Source organism: Frankia sp. CgJB1 (assembly GCF_977947065.1).
The window spans coordinates 1-16,200 of record NZ_CDWTNB010000088.1 but is presented as its reverse complement, the minus strand read 5'-3'; the positions used below and the strand labels follow the sequence as shown (position 1 = coordinate 16,200).

12 protein-coding genes and 1 pseudogene are annotated in these 16,200 nt (G+C 71.5%); 4 read left to right on the top strand and 9 right to left on the bottom strand.

What is annotated here, in order from left to right:
- Positions 1-28: 28 nt before the first annotated feature.
- Positions 29-832, bottom strand: coding sequence for an SAM-dependent methyltransferase (locus tag AC08OT_RS11780; RefSeq protein WP_476595799.1), 804 nt, complete (start codon positions 830-832; stop codon positions 29-31).
- A gap of 123 nt (positions 833-955) precedes the next feature.
- Here AC08OT_RS11780 and AC08OT_RS11775 point away from each other — a divergent pair.
- Positions 956-1,642 (top strand): annotated as a pseudogene (locus tag AC08OT_RS11775) (SAM-dependent methyltransferase).
- 501 nt (positions 1,643-2,143) lie between these two features.
- Positions 2,144-3,673 carry a methionine--tRNA ligase gene (locus tag AC08OT_RS11770; protein WP_476595798.1) on the top strand — a complete coding sequence of 510 codons (1,530 nt, stop codon included), beginning with the start codon at positions 2,144-2,146 and terminating at the stop codon, positions 3,671-3,673.
- 33 nt (positions 3,674-3,706) lie between these two features.
- Here the strand turns inward: AC08OT_RS11770 and AC08OT_RS11765 are convergent, their stop codons facing one another.
- The 8 genes from AC08OT_RS11765 to AC08OT_RS11730 all read right to left on the bottom strand — a co-directional run bounded on the left by AC08OT_RS11765 (position 3,707) and on the right by AC08OT_RS11730 (position 13,847).
- Positions 3,707-6,127, bottom strand: coding sequence for a heavy metal translocating P-type ATPase (locus AC08OT_RS11765; protein ID WP_476593961.1), 2,421 nt, complete (start codon positions 6,125-6,127; stop codon positions 3,707-3,709).
- A gap of 155 nt (positions 6,128-6,282) precedes the next feature.
- Positions 6,283-6,492 carry a heavy-metal-associated domain-containing protein gene (locus AC08OT_RS11760; RefSeq protein WP_476593962.1) on the bottom strand — a complete coding sequence of 70 codons (210 nt, stop codon included), beginning with the start codon at positions 6,490-6,492 and terminating at the stop codon, positions 6,283-6,285.
- 299 nt (positions 6,493-6,791) lie between these two features.
- Positions 6,792-7,814 carry a porphobilinogen synthase gene (gene hemB, locus AC08OT_RS11755; protein WP_476593963.1) on the bottom strand — a complete coding sequence of 341 codons (1,023 nt, stop codon included), beginning with the start codon at positions 7,812-7,814 and terminating at the stop codon, positions 6,792-6,794.
- Complete coding sequence (locus AC08OT_RS11750) at positions 7,811-9,634, bottom strand: bifunctional uroporphyrinogen-III C-methyltransferase/uroporphyrinogen-III synthase (protein ID WP_476593964.1); 1,824 nt, start codon at positions 9,632-9,634, stop codon at positions 7,811-7,813. The genes hemB and AC08OT_RS11750 overlap by 4 nt, the downstream gene beginning before the upstream one ends.
- A 2-nt stretch (positions 9,635-9,636) precedes the next feature.
- Positions 9,637-10,809, bottom strand: a complete 1,173-nt coding sequence (gene hemC / locus AC08OT_RS11745) for a hydroxymethylbilane synthase (RefSeq protein ID WP_476593965.1) — start codon at positions 10,807-10,809, stop codon at positions 9,637-9,639.
- Positions 10,806-12,227 carry a glutamyl-tRNA reductase gene (locus AC08OT_RS11740; protein WP_476602814.1) on the bottom strand — a complete coding sequence of 474 codons (1,422 nt, stop codon included), beginning with the start codon at positions 12,225-12,227 and terminating at the stop codon, positions 10,806-10,808. Before AC08OT_RS11740 ends, hemC begins: the two co-directional genes overlap by 4 nt.
- Complete coding sequence (locus AC08OT_RS11735; protein ID WP_476594570.1) at positions 12,224-13,366, bottom strand: redox-sensing transcriptional repressor Rex; 1,143 nt, start codon at positions 13,364-13,366, stop codon at positions 12,224-12,226. Before AC08OT_RS11735 ends, AC08OT_RS11740 begins: the two co-directional genes overlap by 4 nt.
- A 169-nt stretch (positions 13,367-13,535) precedes the next feature.
- Complete coding sequence (locus AC08OT_RS11730) at positions 13,536-13,847, bottom strand: glutaredoxin family protein (protein ID WP_476594571.1); 312 nt, start codon at positions 13,845-13,847, stop codon at positions 13,536-13,538.
- Positions 13,848-14,104: 257 nt separating this feature from the next.
- Here AC08OT_RS11730 and AC08OT_RS11725 point away from each other — a divergent pair, with 257 nt between their 5' ends.
- A complete protein-coding gene (locus tag AC08OT_RS11725; protein ID WP_476594572.1) occupies positions 14,105-15,073 on the top strand; it encodes a sigma-70 family RNA polymerase sigma factor in 969 nt (322 codons plus the stop codon).
- A 235-nt stretch (positions 15,074-15,308) separates the two neighbouring features.
- On the top strand, positions 15,309-16,196 hold the full coding sequence (locus tag AC08OT_RS11720; RefSeq protein WP_462189301.1) for an HAD family hydrolase: 888 nt from the start codon (positions 15,309-15,311) through the stop codon (positions 16,194-16,196).
- The last annotated feature ends 4 nt before the right edge of the window (positions 16,197-16,200 follow it).

The following is a 16,200-nucleotide window of genomic DNA, read 5'->3' as shown; positions in this document are numbered from 1 at the left end:
GGCATCCGCCACCACGCCCCGCCCACGATCAGGCTCGCCAACCCCATGAAACCCCAGACCGCAGCTTGATCAACTTAGCGGAAATGGCATTGGGATGAGCCGGTCTGGCGCCTAGCTCGTAGGGCGTGCCCTCCGGCCCGGCGTACCGCCTGATGGCGGTGAATCCGCCGTCTGTGAGCAGTTCACCCAGTTGACCACTGGTGTAGATGTGGTGAATCGCGGCCGCATGGAGTTCCTCGGTGCCACGTTTGAATGCGTACCGACTGATCAGCCGGCTTGCCAACGGGTCGTACTCCAGGTTTGTCTCGACAGTGATATCTCCGGTCACCATGCTACTCGGCTCACCGGTGTAGGTGGGCAGAATACTCTCGGCCGTCGCCCCGAAGTCGACGACCAGGCTGCCGCCAGGACGGATCGCCCTAGCCAGGCTCGCGATGAACTCCCGGGTGCCGGCCAGGTCCAGATAGCCGAAGCTGTTGCCCAGGCAGGCGGCCGCATCGAACGAGCGATCCACCGGGATCGCCCGCATGTCCGCGAGCACGAACTCGACGTGTAGACCGGCCTGCTCTGCCGCCCGGCGGGCATGGTCAATGGCCTCGGCTGAGAGGTCGACGCCGGTCACCCGATGGCCGCGCCCAGCGAGAGCGATACTGTGCCGACCGCTGCCGCAGGGAACGTCTAGGATCCGGGCCACCGGCGGCAGACCGAGCGCGGCCTCGATGAACTCGACGTCAGCCGCGGTCATTTCGGGCGACGCCGCCCGCCGCCAGAACTCGTTCGGAAGTTCGGTAAAGAAGTCCGCGTACCACGCAGACGAGATATCATTTGACAACGCCAGAAGCTCCTCATGGAGTACATCAACACGAAAAATTGATGTCACCAGGCACACCGAGGTCCGACGCTGGTCAGCAGTCGACCTCGATCACCACCACGCCATCCAGGCCGGCGGTGTCCGGTGGCCCGGGACAAGACCCGGGGCAACCATGGCTTCCTCCACGCAAGGCGTCGGGCCGCTCCCCGACGAACTGCCGCCAAACTAGCCCGCCCGCCCGGCGGCGTCAAACCAGTTAATCCGGGTATCGCCGGCCCCGACTCCAGGAAGATCAGCCGGCAGTTGCTCGCGTCGCGCCGCTCACAGCCCCCTTGTCTACGTGTGCAACCCGGGGGTGGTACCGATCGTGCTGGTGCACGCCCGGGCCCTACTCACCAGCGCCCCGAGGGTCGGACCGCGTATCTCGACGCTGACTTCTACGCCCCGGAGAAGACCCTGGCGTCTGAGCAGCTGCGGGAAACGCTCGACCTGGCCCAGCCTGTCGCGGTCATACATTTCATCGCCGACGACGCCGTCGTCAAAGACCTCGTCGGCCGGCTCATGCGTCCGCTTCCGACAGGCAGCATCCTGGCGCTGTCCACCTGCACGGCTGACAGTGCGCCCGAGGAGGTTCGTGTCGGGGTGGCCGCATACAACGCCAGTGGTATTCCGCTCGTCGCCCGAGACAGGGCCTGAGTCGAGCAGTTCTTCGATGGGCTGGAAATACTCGACCCCAGCGTGGTGCTTGTCAACCACTGGCACCCTGACGAGCTCGCCGCCGTGGACGATGCTCACGTGCACATGTACGGCGGCATTACCCGGAAGCGGTAACATGCCACGCCGCCGGACCGGCGGCCCCGCCGCGTTCGGCACTCACGGCAGGATGGTATTGGGTCTCGTCAGGCTGCCTGAGGACCCGAGAGCCTGGCCGCGGTGTCCGCCGAACGGAGCGCGGCCCGGGCAGCGGGCTTCGCACGGTCGCCGCGGCGACCACCCCGCCGACGGTGGTGCCGCATCCCGCGGATGATCTCGCCGCCAACGTTCCCGGCGCGGCGGTCGGCGCGGCGAGCAGGTCGGGACGGGCCGGCGCCGGCAGAAGATCTGTACTCCGGTATCCGCTACTCCCACCTCGCTCCCCGGGGGCTACCGGGTGCGAAGTCGCGTAGGATTCACCCTGTGTCGAGGACACATGCCACGGCCGAAACGCCGGCCAGCCGGATGATGATGCACATGCCGTCCGGCCTCTTCCGCGCGTCTTGACAGACTGACCGATGAGGCCCTGACGGAGCCTCGTCGGTGAGGCTGCTACCGGGGCGGAAGGACTCACACCAGATGGGCCGCTACTTCGTGACGACGGCGATTCCGTACGTCAACGGCAAGCCGCACGTAGGTCACGCTCTCGAACTGATCGAGACCGATGCGTACGCACGTCATCTTCGTCAGCGCGGCCACGAGGTCCGGTTCCAGACCGGCACCGACGACAACGCCCTGAAGAACGTCCAGGCGGCCGAGGCCGAGGGGATCACACCCGCCGAGTACGTCGAGCGGGTCGCCACCGGGTTCGTGGGCCTTCGCGGTCCGTTGGGCCTCTCGTTCGACGATTTCATCAAGACGAGCACGGACCCCCGCCATCGGCCGGGAGTCGAGAAGCTGTGGTCGGCCTGCGCCGACCGCGGAGACTTCTACCGCAAGACCTACGCCGGTCTGTACTGCGTGGGATGCGAGCTGTTCTACCAGCCCGACGAGCTGGTGGGCGGCCGCTGTCCGGAACACGGGACCGTTCCCGACCTGGTGGAGGAGAGCAACTGGTTCTTCCGGTTGAGCCGCTATCAGGACCAGCTCCACGAGCTCATCTCCGCCGACCGGCTGCGCATCGAGCCCGCCGCCCGCAAGCGGGAGGTACTGTCCTTCATCGAGGCCGGCCTGGAGGACTTCAGCGCGTCGCGGAGCATGAGCCGGGCCCGCGGCTGGGGTATTCCGGTCCCCGGCGACCCCGAGCAGGTCATCTACGTGTGGTTCGACGCGCTCGGGAACTACATCACCGCCCCCGGGTACGGCAACGACGACGACAGCTTCCAGCACTGGTGGAACGACGCCGACAGGCGAGTGCACGTCATCGGCAAGGGCATCATCCGCTTTCACGCCGTCTACTGGCCGGCGATGCTGCTCTCGGCCGGGGTGCGCCTGCCCGACACCATCTTCGTGCACGAATATCTCACCGCCGACGGCATGAAGATCAGCAAGTCGGCCGGCAACGCCGAGGATCCCGCCGACATCGTCGCCGCCTTCAACACCGACGCGCTGCGGTGGTGGATGCTGCGCGACGTCGCCCGAGCCGGCGACACCGACTACACGACCGAACGGCTCGTGACCCGCGCGAACGAGGACCTCGCCAACAACATCGGCAACCTGGTCAACCGGACCGTGTCGATGGTGAAGCGGTACCGGGACGGGCTCATTCCCCCGCCCGCCCCCGACAATCCCGCGGCCGCCCAGCTGCGGGCGGTGCGCGACGAGGCCCCCCGGACAATCGACGACGCCTTCGCCGCCTTCGACTTCCGCCGGGCAGCCGAGGTCATCACGAGGATCGGAAACGAGGGTAACCGCTACGTGGAGGCCGCCCGGCCCTGGGAGCTCGCGAAGGCGGAGCGCAAGGAGGGAGCGTCGCGCGACGCCCTCGACGCAGTCCTCGCCGAACTGGTCGCCACGTGCCGGGAACTGGCGGAGCACCTCGCGCCCTTCCTGCCCGATTCGGCACCGCGCATCGCCGCGCAGTGCGGCGACGGCGGGCCGCGGACCGCCGATCCCAGCCCGGTGTTCCCGCGCCTGGAGGCCCCGCCGGCCGAACCGGCCACGACCTGACCGACGCCGCGGAACCGATCCGGCCGGGCCCGCTCAGGCCGGACGCAGTGCGGTGAAACGCCGCAGCCGCAGACTGTTCGTGACGACAAAGACGGAGCTGAACGCCATCGCCGCCCCCGCGATCGTTGGGTTAAGCAGACCGGTCGCGGCAAGCGGCAGCCCGGCCACGTTGTAGGCGAACGCCCAGAACAGATTGCCCTTGATCGTGCGCAGGGTGGCGCGCGACAGTCGGATGGCATCCGCCACCAGGCAGGGATCCGCGTTGACGAGCGTCAGATCCGACGCCTCGATCGCCGCGTCAGTGCCGCCGCCCATCGCCAGGCCCAGATCGGCCTGGGCGAGCGCGGCGGCGTCGTTCACCCCGTCGCCCACCATGGCCACGACCCGGCCCTGCGCCTGCAAGCGACGGACCGCCGCGACCTTCTCCTCGGGCAGGACCTCGGCGATGACGTCCTCGGCCGCGATGCCGACCTCGGCGGCGACGGACCGGGCGACCGCCTCGGCGTCCCCGGTCAGCAGGACCGGGTGCAGCCCGAGCCGACGCAAATCGGCGACGGCCGCGGCCGCGGTGGGCTTCACCGTGTCGGCAACGCTGATCAGTCCGCGGGGACGGCCGTCCCAGCCGACCACGACGGCGGTGTGCCCGGCGGCCCGTTCCCGGTCCAGCTCGGCGGCGAGCGCGCCCGGGAGTTCCGCGAACACCCGGGGCCGCCCGACGAGCACCGCATGCCCCTCCACGGTGCCGCGCACGCCGAGGCCCGCGGTGTTCGCGAAGTCCGCGACCGGCGGCAGCACACCGGCGGCCACCGCGTGCTCCCCAGCCGCGTCAGCGATCGCCCGGGCGATGAGGTGCTCGCTCGCCTCCTCCACCGCCGCGGCGAGCCGGAGCACCTCGGCGGCGTCCTCGCCGGGAGCCGGCAGCACCGCGACAACCTGCATCCGCCCGCTGGTCACCGTGCCGGTTTTGTCGAGTAGGACGGTCTGGACCCGCCGCGTCGACTCCAGCACCTCCGGGCCGCGGATGAGGATGCCCACCTGCGCACCGCGTCCCGTCCCGACCAGCAGCGCCGTCGGCGTGGCCAGGCCCAGCGCGCAGGGGCAGGCGATGATCAACACGGCGACGGCCGCGGTGAAGGCATCGGTCGCCGGCTGCCCGAGAGCCAGCCAGACCCCGAGGGTGACGAGCGCGATTCCGATCACCACCGGAACGAACACCGCCGAGACCCGGTCGGCGAGGCGCTGGACGCGGGTCTTGCCACTCTGGGCCTCCGTCACGAGCCGGGCGATGCGCGCCAGCTGCGTGTCGGCGCCGACCCGGGTGGCCCGGACCACAAGCCGCCCGCCGGCGTTCACCGTCGCCCCGACGACCGCGTCACCCGGGGCGACCTCGACGGGCACCGACTCGCCGGTGACCATGCTCGCGTCCACCGCCGACAGCCCGTCGAGCACGACGCCGTCGGTGGCGATCTTCTCGCCCGGGCGGACGACGAACTCGTCCCCGATCCGCAGCGCCTCGACCGGGATCCGCTCCTCGACCCGCCGCGGGCCAGTCCCCCGCGCACCGTCCGCCGGCCGGTCGCGCAGCACGGTGACGTCCTTTGCCCCGAGGTGGAGCAGCGCCCGCAGGGCCGCGCCGGAACGCCGGCGGGCACGTGATTCCAGGAATCGGCCGGTGAGCAGGAACACCGTCACCCCGGCGGCAACCTCCAGGTAGAGGGCTGTGCCCGCGCCGCCGTGGCCACTCCCCGAGTGGCCGATCTCGCCGGCCGAGGCTTCCGGGCCCGGGAAGCCACCGGTGAACGAGAACGAGTGCCGCATCCCCGGTTCGCCCGCTCCGCCCAGGAACAGGGCGTACAGCGACCAGACGAAGGCGGCCAGCGTTCCGAGGGAGACCAGGGTGTCCATCGTCGCGACCCCATGCCGGGCGCCCCGGCCCGCGGCCCGGTGGAACGGCCAGCCTCCCCAGAGCACGACCGGCGTCGCCAAGGCCAGCGAGACCCACTGCCAGTAGTCGAACTGCCAGGCGGGCACCATGGCCAGTGCGATCACCGGCACGGCGAGCGTCGCCGAGACAGCCAGCCGGACGCGTAGCGCCCGCAGCGCCGCGCCGGGCGCGTCGTCCTGCGTGCCGCCGCCGTCCTCGGCCTCCGCCGCACCAGTCGCATACTCGGCCGCGGTGTCAGTGCCGGCCGCACCCGGCCCACCCCGGACCGGGGTCGCGGAGTATCCCGCGGCCTGTACCGTGCGGATCAGATCATCGAGACAGACCGCGGGGGCTTCGGTATCCGCGAGGGTGACGGTGGCCTTCTTGGTGGCGTAGTTCACCGAAGCGGTGACGCCGTCCATCCTGTTGAGTTTGCGTTCCACCCGCGCGGCGCACGACGAGCAGGTCATCCCGCCGATCGCGAGCTCGATCCGCGCGGGGTGACCCGTTCCAACGTCGAGAGTGGTCATCAGATCTCCCCTTCCGGCGGATTCCTTACAGCGGATTCCTTACAGCGGATTCCTTACAGCGGATTCCTTACAGCGGGCTGGAAGGTACTGCCGGTCGCGGACCGTGGGACCGGACACACCCGCCGGCCACCGGCACCGTTGGCACCACCGAAGCGCTACGCCCGCCCGACAAGCTCGTATCCGGCCTCCGCAACCGCCTCCCGGACGGCGCCGTCCTCGACGACGCCGTCGCTGACGAGAGTGACCCGGCCCTCGGCCAGATCCACGGCGACGTCCGACACGGTCGGCAGCCGCGCGAGCTCCTCGGTCACGGATCGGACGCAGTGCTGGCAGGTCATCCCGGCCACCGTGTAGGCGGTCGTCATGGCCGTTCTCGTCTCCTCGTGTAAGCCGCCCCGGTCCCGATGGATCTGCCCATCCCACCGGCCACCTCCGACCCTCCGAACATACCCTCCCCCCGTATAGTGTACCGGTACCCGGTGGGGGTACCTTCCGAACCAATGGTCGATCATCACGGGAGAGATCCCGCCCACGCCGACACGGGAAGGCCACGACGCGCAGCCCCCACCCTGAGCAACCTAACGGACGCTTTCCACGAACGCCGGACTCCCGGCACCACCGTGGCGAACCGTCGACGTTGAGGAACCGCCGCCGCGAGGGACGGTCAGCGGGAGGCGGCCAGGCGGCGGGCGACCTCGGTGGCCCAGTAGGTCAAGATGATGTCCGCCCCGGCCCGGGAGATCGCGGTCAGCGTCTCGTCGATCGCCCGGTCCCGGTCAATCCACCCGGCCGCCGCGGCAGCCTCCACCATCGCGTACTCGCCCGACACCTGGTAGGCCGCCACCGGTACGTCCACTGTGTCGGCCACCGCCCGCAGCACGTCCAGGTAGGCCAGCGCCGGTTTCACCATCACCGCGTCCGCGCCCTCGGCAAGGTCGAGCGCGACCTCGCGCCGGGCCTCCTCGGCCGAGCGGACCGGATCCTGCTGGTAACCGGTCCGATCCCCGAACTGCGGGGCGCACTCGGCAGCCTCGCGAAACGGCCCGTAGAACGCCGAGGCATACTTCACCGAGTAGGCGAGGATCGGCAGGTCGATGAAGCCCTCCGCGTCCAGCGCGGCCCGGATCGCGCCGACCTGGCCGTCCATCATCCCGCTCGGCGCGACGACCTCGGCACCCGCACGGGCCTGCGCCACGGCGATCGCGCCGTAGCGCACCAGGGTGGCGTCGTTGTCGACCTCCCCGGAGTCGGTGAGCAGACCGCAGTGCCCGTGGTCGGTGTACTCGTCCAGGCACAGGTCCGTCATCAGGACGACGTCGCCACCGACCTCGGCGACGAGATCGGCGAGCGCGAGCTGGACGATGCCGTCCGAGTCGTCGGCGGCCGAGCCGCGGGCATCCTTCTCCGCGGGCACACCGAACAGGATGAGCCCGCCCACGCCGGCCTCGACGGCCTCGACGGCCGCCTCCCGCAGCGAGGAACGGGTGTGCTGGACGACACCGGGCATCGAGGCCAGCGGAACGGGATCGGCCACGCCCTCCTTGACGAACATCGGCAGCACCAGGTCGGACGGGTGCAACCGCACGTTCGAGACCAGCCGGCGCAGCGCGGGCGAGCGGCGCAGCCGGCGGGGACGTGCCGTCGGGTATCCGGCTGCGGCCCCGTTCCCCCGGGCCGGCACCCTCACCGCCGCGAGCCTCGCCGTGGCTTCGGCAACCGCGCGGCGAGCGGCCCGATCTTCCCGAGCTCTTCCCGGTGTTCGGCAGCGAACTCCGCCAGCGCCCCGACAAGGGCGGGGATGGACGCCTCCGGAGCCTGCACGTCGACGCGCAGCCCGAGCTCCTGGGCAGTGGCGGCCGTCGCCGGACCGATCACGGCGATCACCGTCGTCTCGTGGGGCTTGCCGGCGATGCCGACCAGGTTGCGCACGGTCGAGGACGAGGTGAAGACGACCGCGTCGACCCGGCCGCCCTTCAGCGCCTCCCGGATGGAGGCGGGCGGCGGAGCCGCACGCACGGTGCGGTAGGCCGTCACGTCATCGACCTGCCAGCCGCGTTCCTTCAGGCCGGCGACCAGGGTCTCGGTGGCGATGTCGGCGCGCGGCAGCAGCACCCGGTCGAGCAGGTCGAGGGTGTCGTCGAAGTCCAGCCAGTCCGCCAGCAGCCCCTCGCTGGACTGCTGCCCGGACGGGACGAGATCGGGCCGGATACCGAAGGTGCGCAGCGCGTCGGCCGTCGCCTCGCCGATCGCCGCAACCTTGACCCCCGCGAACGCGCGGGCGTCGAGGCTGCGTTCCTCGACCTTCTCCTGCACCGCCTTGACCGCGTTGACCGAGGTGAAGGCCACCCACTGATAGCGCCCGGAGACCAGACCGGTGATCGCGCGCTCCATCGGGGCGGCGGTCCGCGGGGGCTCGACAGCGATCGTCGGCACCTCCAGCGGGCTTGCGCCGTGCGAACGCAGCAGGTCGGACAGGATCGCCGCCTGTTCCTTGGTCCGCGGGACCAGCACCGTCCAGCCGAACAGCGCCCGGGTCTCCCACCAGGACAACTTGCTGCGGGTCGCGACCACCGAGCCGATGGACAGCACGACCTGGGTGATCGGGGTGGGGGCCGCGGTCAACAGCGGTGCCGTGTCCGCCTCGACCCGATCGAGCGTCGAGGTGACGGTGCGCTGGTCGGTGGTGGTGCCGTCCACGGTCACCGCGATCGGGGTGTCACCGGGCCGCCCGTGCTCGACGAGCGCCGCCGCGACCTTGCCGACCTCCGTCGGCGCCGCCGTGACCACGAGGGTGCCCGGGGTCTGGGCGAGGGCACCCCAGTCCAGGTCGCCGGGGGAGGAGATGGGCGCACCGAACCCGCCGAAGCCGCCCGGGGCACCGAGGCCCAGCGGCGAGCCGAACCCGCCGGTTCCCAGGCCACCGCCGAGCCCGCCCCCGAGACCGGCGATCGGCCGCCCGCCCAGCCGCGAGGCCCCGAACGGAGGACCGGTGAGCGGACCCACCGGCTCGCTCCCGCCGAACGGCGAGGACGCCGGCACGGTGCCCGACGACGAGAAGACCCCGGAGGTGCTGGCGAAGGTGACCGGCGCGCCCGGGGCGACCCCGGCGTAGGTCGCGACCGCGGCGCCAGTGAGGATGCCGGGCACCACCCGATAGGGGATCTTGGCCTTCGCGAGCGCCTGGGCGTCCGCGGCGCCGATGCGAGTCAGCCACGGATCGGAGGCGTAGAGCCGGACCACCTTGTCACCGGCACGGGCCCTGCTCACCACCGCGGCGGTCGCCGCCTCCGCGTCACGGACCGGCTTCGGCGCCTCGAGGTCGCCAATGCACAGCACTTCGGCGGTGAGGTTCTCCACCACCGCCGGCGCCACCTCGGGATCGGCCACCACCAGGTCGGCGGCGGCCAGGGTCTCGACCGCGAGGACGGTGAGCAGGCCGGGATCACGTGGTCCGGCACCCACCAGGGCGACCGGGGAGACGGGCTTCTTCGTTCGTCGGGTGGCCATGCTCAGCGGGTTCCCATCAGCGAGTGTGCTCCGGCGGACAGCATGTCGTCCGCGAGGCGCTGCCCGAGCGCCTCCGGGTCGACGGCGGATCCGGTGACGTCACGCCGGAGGACATCGCTTCCGTCCGGCGCAGCGACGACCGCCCGCAGGCACAGACGACCCGCGGGAGGCGCACCGCCGGCCTCCGCCGCAGCTCTTTCGGCCGACCCCGGAAGAAGCTCGGCCAAGGCGCCGACCGGGGCAGTACAACCAGCTTCGATGCCGGCGAGGAACGCGCGTTCCGCTCTGACTGCGACGGACGACGATGCGTCATCGAGCACAAACCGTAGCAGCTCGGCGAGGCCCGTATCGACGGGCTGGCCGCCATCTGACCACGTTTCGCCACCGGTTTGTCCCGCAGCGGGACCCGAACCCGCCGCGGCGGGCACCAGAGCGCGCGCCGGGCCGGCCACGACGAGCCCGGCACCGCCCGTGCACTCGATCGCCAGGGCTCCCTGACCGGGCGCGGGCAGCATCACCGTGGGTTCGAGGATCTCGGTGACGGCATCGAGCCGGTCGAGCCGCGCCAGCCCGGCGTGCGCGAGGACGACCGCGTCCACCTCACCGTCGATGGCCTTCTTCAACCGGGTGTCGACATTGCCGCGGATCGTGACGACCTCCAGCCCGAGGCCGAGAGCACACAGCTGCGCGGCGCGACGCGGAGATCCGGTCGCGATCCGGGCGCCGGCCCTGAGCTCGGCCAGGCGCCGCCCGCTCGGGGCGACCAGCACGTCCCGGGGGTCCGCCCGCGGCGGGACCGCGGCGAGCACCAGACCGGGTGGGGTGGCCGTTGGAAGGTCCTTCAACGAGTGGACCGCCAGGTCGATCTCACCAGACAGCAGGGCGTCGCGCAGCGCGCTGACGAAGACGCCGGTCCCGCCGATCTGGCTGATCTCCCCCGACGAGCGGTCCCCCGCCGTGACAATCGGCACCAGCTCGACGGCGCAGCCCACCCGCGCCCGCAGGGTGGCGGCGACCGTCCCGGACTGGGCCAGCGCCAGCGCCGAGCGCCGCGTTCCCAGCCGCAGCCGGCGGCCGGCGAAACGGGCCAGCAGGTCGGCGCCGGTACTCGCCGCGCCGGTACTCGCCGCGCCGATGCTCGTCGGATCGGTACTCGTCGGGTCGATCCCCGTCACGAACGCTCCAGCAGATCAAGGTCAGGCGCGGACACCACGGCGGGCACCTCCCGCGGCAGATCGAACAGTTCCCGCAGGGCCTCGGCGTAGGCGTCTCCGCCGGGCGCCCCGGCCAGCTCCTGCACCCGCACGGTCGGGGCGTGCAGCAGCTTGTCGACGACGCGCCGGACCGAGCCCTCCACCAGGCTCCACTCCCGATCGTCGAGGTCGGGCAGGCGGGTGTGCAACCGAGCGAGCTCGCTACGCACCACAGCGGCGGCGTGGGCCCGCAGCGCGACGACGGTCGGCGCCACCCGGCCCGCCTGCCGGCGGTCGAGGAAGCTCGCGACCTCGGCGGCGACCAGCGCGCGGACCGCCTCCACATCGTGCGTCACCTGGGCGCCGTCCAGCGCGATGCGCAGTGCGTCCAGATCGATCAGACTCACCCCGGGCAGCTCGCGCACCCCCGGGTCGATGTCGTGCGGCAGGGCCAGATCGAGGAAAACCAGCGGGCGCCCTGCCCGGCCGGGCAAGGCCGCGGCAACCAGCTCGTGCTCGACAACGAGACCGCTCGCGCCGGTCGAGGAGATCACCAGGTCCGCCATGGTGATCTCGTGGGCCAGGTCGGTGAGACCGACGACCCGGGCCTCGTGGGCCTCGGCGACGCGGGCCGCCCGGGCGGCGGTCCGGTTCGCGATCACGACCTCCCCGGCGCCGGCTCGCCGGACGGTCTGCGCGGCCAGCGATCCCACCGCGCCGGCACCGATGAGCAGCACCCGGGCCCCGGCCAACGGCGGGGGTTCGGACGTCACGGCGGGCCGCGGTCCCTCGGCCGCGGCTCCTCCCCCGTCCAGCGCCCGCCCACCCGGCGGCACCACCGGCACGGCCGGAACCTCGCTGTGGAGGCCCAGACCGGAGGCGGCCAACCGGACACCCACCGAGACGATGGATGCGCCAGCGGCATCGATGGACGTCTCGGAGTGGGCCCGCTTGCCGACCCGCAGCGCGGCCTGGAACAGGCCGGACAGCGCGCTGCCCGCCACCCCGGCGGCCTGACCGGCCCGGAAGGCCGTGCGTACCTGACCGAGGATCTGGCTCTCCCCGACGAGCATGGAGTCCAGGCCGCATACTACCGAGAACAGGTGCCCGATGGCCCGCGCCTCGTGGTGGACGTACAGGTGGCCGGCGAGATTACCGAGGTCGATCCCACAGATCCGGCTGAGCTGGTCGGAGATGTCGGCGACTCCGCCGTGGAAGGTCTCGACCTCGGCATAGATCTCGATGCGGTTACACGTCGAGAGCACCACCGCCTCGCTGACGTGGGTACCCTCGGCCAGATCGTGCAGGACCTTCGGGACCTCCTCGGCCGAGACCGAGGTGCGTTCGAGCAACGACGTGGGCGCGGTCTGGTGGTTGAGCCCGACCACCAGGAGGCTCAAGACGCCTCACCTCCGGCCATCAGCGCTCCCGCGGCCGGCAGCGTCCTGTGGGTCGGCGATCCAAGCGCCGGGGTGTGCTCCAAGCGCGCCGCACCCGGTTCCCCCTCCCGATCATCCCGGGTCGGCCGACCGTCCCGAGCCATCCCGGCCGGACGAGCTGCCCCCGCCGGACGAGTCATGCCTACTTGCCGAGTCACCCGCACGACCTCATCCGCATCGGTCTCCAGCCTGTCCGCGGAGGGCTCCGTCCCGTCCGCGCTCGTCACCCCGTCCAGGCCCGTCACCCCCCGCGCGACGAGGACGTCATCGCCGCCTGGCACCGCCTCGCGGGCCGAGGGCGCCCGCCGCGCCGAGCGCGCCCGGCGCACCGGCACGGCGTCACGCCCGGAGCCGGCGCCCGGTGTGGATCTCGTGCCCCGTCTCGGTGATGTGTCCCGTGCCGGTGACGGATGTTTGCGTGCTTCATGGAACGAGAGGATCTGCAGTTCCACGGCGAGGTCGACTTTACGCACGTCCACACCGTCGGGTACCGAAAGCACCGTGGGAGCGAAGTTGAGAATGCTGGTGACCCCGGCAGCGACCAGACGGTCACACACCCCCTGCGCCGCGGCGGCCGGCGTGCAGATCATCCCAATCGTGACCTGACCCTGGACAATCACCTGTTCGAGATCGTCGACGGGACTGACGACAACCTCACCGACCCGCTCGCCGACCCGCTCGGGATCCGCGTCGACCAGGGCCACAATCCGAAAGCCCCTGGCATAAAAGCCGCCGTAACCCGCCAGGGCGTGGCCGAGGTTGCCGACTCCCACCAGCACGACCGCTCTGTCCTCGGTGAGGCCCAGTTTCGCGGCGATGCAGTCGAGCAGGACATCCACCTCGTAGCCGACGCCCCGCGTGCCGTAGGAACCGAGATGGGACAGATCCTTGCGGACCTTGGCCGGAGTGACTCCGGCGGCGGCCGCGAGCGTGTCCGAAGACACAGTGTGAACCCCGCTTTCCGCCAGTGTCGCCAGCACCCGGAGGTAGAGCGGAAGCCGCGCGACCGTCGCCTCCGGAACCTCGGAGGAACGCCTGGAAGCCGCGTCACTACGTGTGCGTCGCCGGATCACCGCCGGGCGATGCCGTGGCTGACTCATTCGCGGCTCCGATCTCTAGGCGCGCGGTTACGCCCGGAGCTATGGGCCCGAATCCGTGGCCCCGCCGACACCCGGCGTACGGTAGTCGGCGCCACAAGTCGGCTGTCCTCGGGCAGTGTACGACTTCGTGAAGGGATTCACGAAGTGCTGAGGAGAACCAGCCCCCTGATCAGCGACCGCCCTCGGCGGGCCGCAGCGCCCACCGGCCGCCGGCGAGCGCCCGCCGCAGCCGGTCCTCCTCCACCCGCCAGTAACCGTGTTCCCGGCCGTCGAGCAGGATGACCGGCACCCGGTCGCCGTAGGCGTCGGCAAGCTGGGGATCGGCGTCGACATTGGCCTCCCGCCACCCGACCTGCTCCTGCTCGGCGACCCGGACGACCGCCGCCCGCGCAGTATCGCACAGATGACATCCCGTCCGGGTGAGCAGTGTGATACGCACACCGTCGTGGCCGGAATCCGCCAGTTCCAACCCGTCGTCCATTCCACGATGGTAGGCGCGATCCCGGTCGCTGCCGAGTGGCTTCCCGAACCGCTCGAGCGGGACCGAGGTCCGCTCAGGGGCCCGACCCCGACGTGCGGTCCGGTCCGGGCCTCGCCGGGAGACGCCCCCTGCCTGCACCCAGACAATCTCCGACTTTCCGCGGTCCCTCCTCCGGCTACACTCAGCTACTAACGAAACCATGTGCGCCGGGCCTCCCGGCCCGCCTTGCCTCGACCGCACCCTCCGGAGCCCGGGCTGTGACCGAATGCACGCTCGCCGACCTCGCCGCCGGCCTCGTCGCCCCGCGCCGCGGCCTGGATGCAGCGCGGGGACCGTCGGTCCCGCTCCTCCCGCTCCTCAGGAGGGACGGGATCCGCGCCCTCCTACCCCGGTTGTCCGGGACCGGACGGCCAACCGCCCCCACGGCGTCGGGATCCACGGCGTCGGGATCCACGGTGCCGGCCGGGACGAGCCGCGCGGCGGGGACGGACCCGGCTGCGGCCACGACGACGGTGGCGGCCTGGCCCGTGGGATCCGCCCGGCATCCCGGCCCCCTCCACCGGCAGGATGCGATGTCCCCGGTGGGCGCCCGGGAGGACCGCGAGCGGGTCGGGGACCCTCCGAGCGAGCCGGCCGACGACGACCGGACGGCGCTCGTCGCCCGGGCCCGGCGAGGTGACGTCGACGCCTTCGGGCTGCTCTACGACCGGTACGCCGACCTCGTGTTCCGATACGCGCTGTACCGGCTGGGCGGGGATCCGGTGGCCGCCGAGGACATCGTCAGCGAGACCTTCCTGCGTGCCTTCCGCTCAATCGGCACGTTCCGGTGGCAGGGGCGGGACATCGGTGCCTGGTTCATCACCATCGCTCGCAACCTGCTGGTCGATCAGGCCCGCTCGGCGCGGTGCCGGTTCGAGATCCCGACGGCGGACATCCTCGCCGCGGCCGAGTACCGGGCCACGGCGCTGACGGTACCGAGCCCCGAAGAGTCGATCCTGGCCGTGCTGACCCGCCGCGAGCTGCTCGACGCCGTCCGCGAGCTGCGCCCGGACCAGCAGGAGTGCGTCGCGCTCCGGTTCCTCGAAGGGCTGTCGGTCCGCGAGACCGCGCTGGCCATGGGCCGTAATGAGGGGGCGGTCAAATCCTTGCAGTTCAGAGCGATTCGGACACTTGCTCGCGCCCTTCCCGCAACAGACACGGCCTGGCCTCCGGGCCCCTCGCCGTGAGCGATATCCCAGATCACGTCGCAACCGCGGCCCGGTCGTTGTTCCATCGGCACTTTCGCGCCGTCACGTTCGAGCGGCGGCCGCCGCGAAGTCGTACCGCACCGTACTCTGACGGCGTGCCGGCGAACCATGGCGTGGATCGCGACGTGCGGAGGTGGCGACGAGGGGTGGGCGGCGGCCCCGGTCACTTCCCGAGCCGAGCCCTTGCTCCGCCCCGGACAACATGGAGTTGACGATGAGGGTGCGACGACGCAGGGACCTGGCCACGACGAGGCAGGCCGCCGAGGCCGCCGCGATCGCCGCCTTGAAGGTCGCGGCCGAGGAGGTTCCGCGGGCCCCGCTGGACGAGTCGGCGGCCGCGTTCTTCGACGTGGACAACACCATGATGGCGGGCGCCTCGATCTTCTACTTCGCCCGCGGCCTGGCCGCCCGGGACTTCTTCAACTCGCGTGACCTGATCCGGTTCGGTTGGCAGCACATCACCTACCGGCTGCGTGGGCTCGAGGACCCGAACGGCATCCGGGACGCTCGGGAGACCGCGCTCGCCTTCGTCGCCGGGCGCACGGTGGCCGAGATCGTCCGTTACGGCGAGGAGATCTACGACGAGCGGATGGCCGAGCAGATCTACTCGGGCACGCACGCGCTCGCCCAGCAGCACCTTGACGCGGGCCAGCGAGTGTGGCTGGTCACGGCCACCCCGGTCGAGCTCGCCTCGGTCATCGCCCGGCGACTGAACCTCACCGGCGCCCTCGGCACGGTCAGCGAGGTCTCCGCCGAGGGCACCTACACCGGCCACCTGGTCGGCGGTCTGCTGCACGGCCAGGCGAAGGCCGAGGCCGTGCAGGCGCTCGCCGAGCGGGAGGGTCTGGACCTGTCCCGGTGCTGGGCCTACTCGGACTCGATCAACGATCTACCCATGCTCTCCCTGGTGGGCCACCCGGTCGCGATCAACCCGGATCCGGACCTGAAGACCGTGGCCCGGGAACGCGAATGGCCGATCAAGGACTTTCGCACGGCCCGCAAGGCAGCCAAGATCGGCATTCCGACGGCAGCCGGGGTAGGCGCGCTCGCCGGCGGGGTCGCCGCCGGCATGGCGTTGCGGCGCCGGGCCGCGGGCGCCTAGTTCT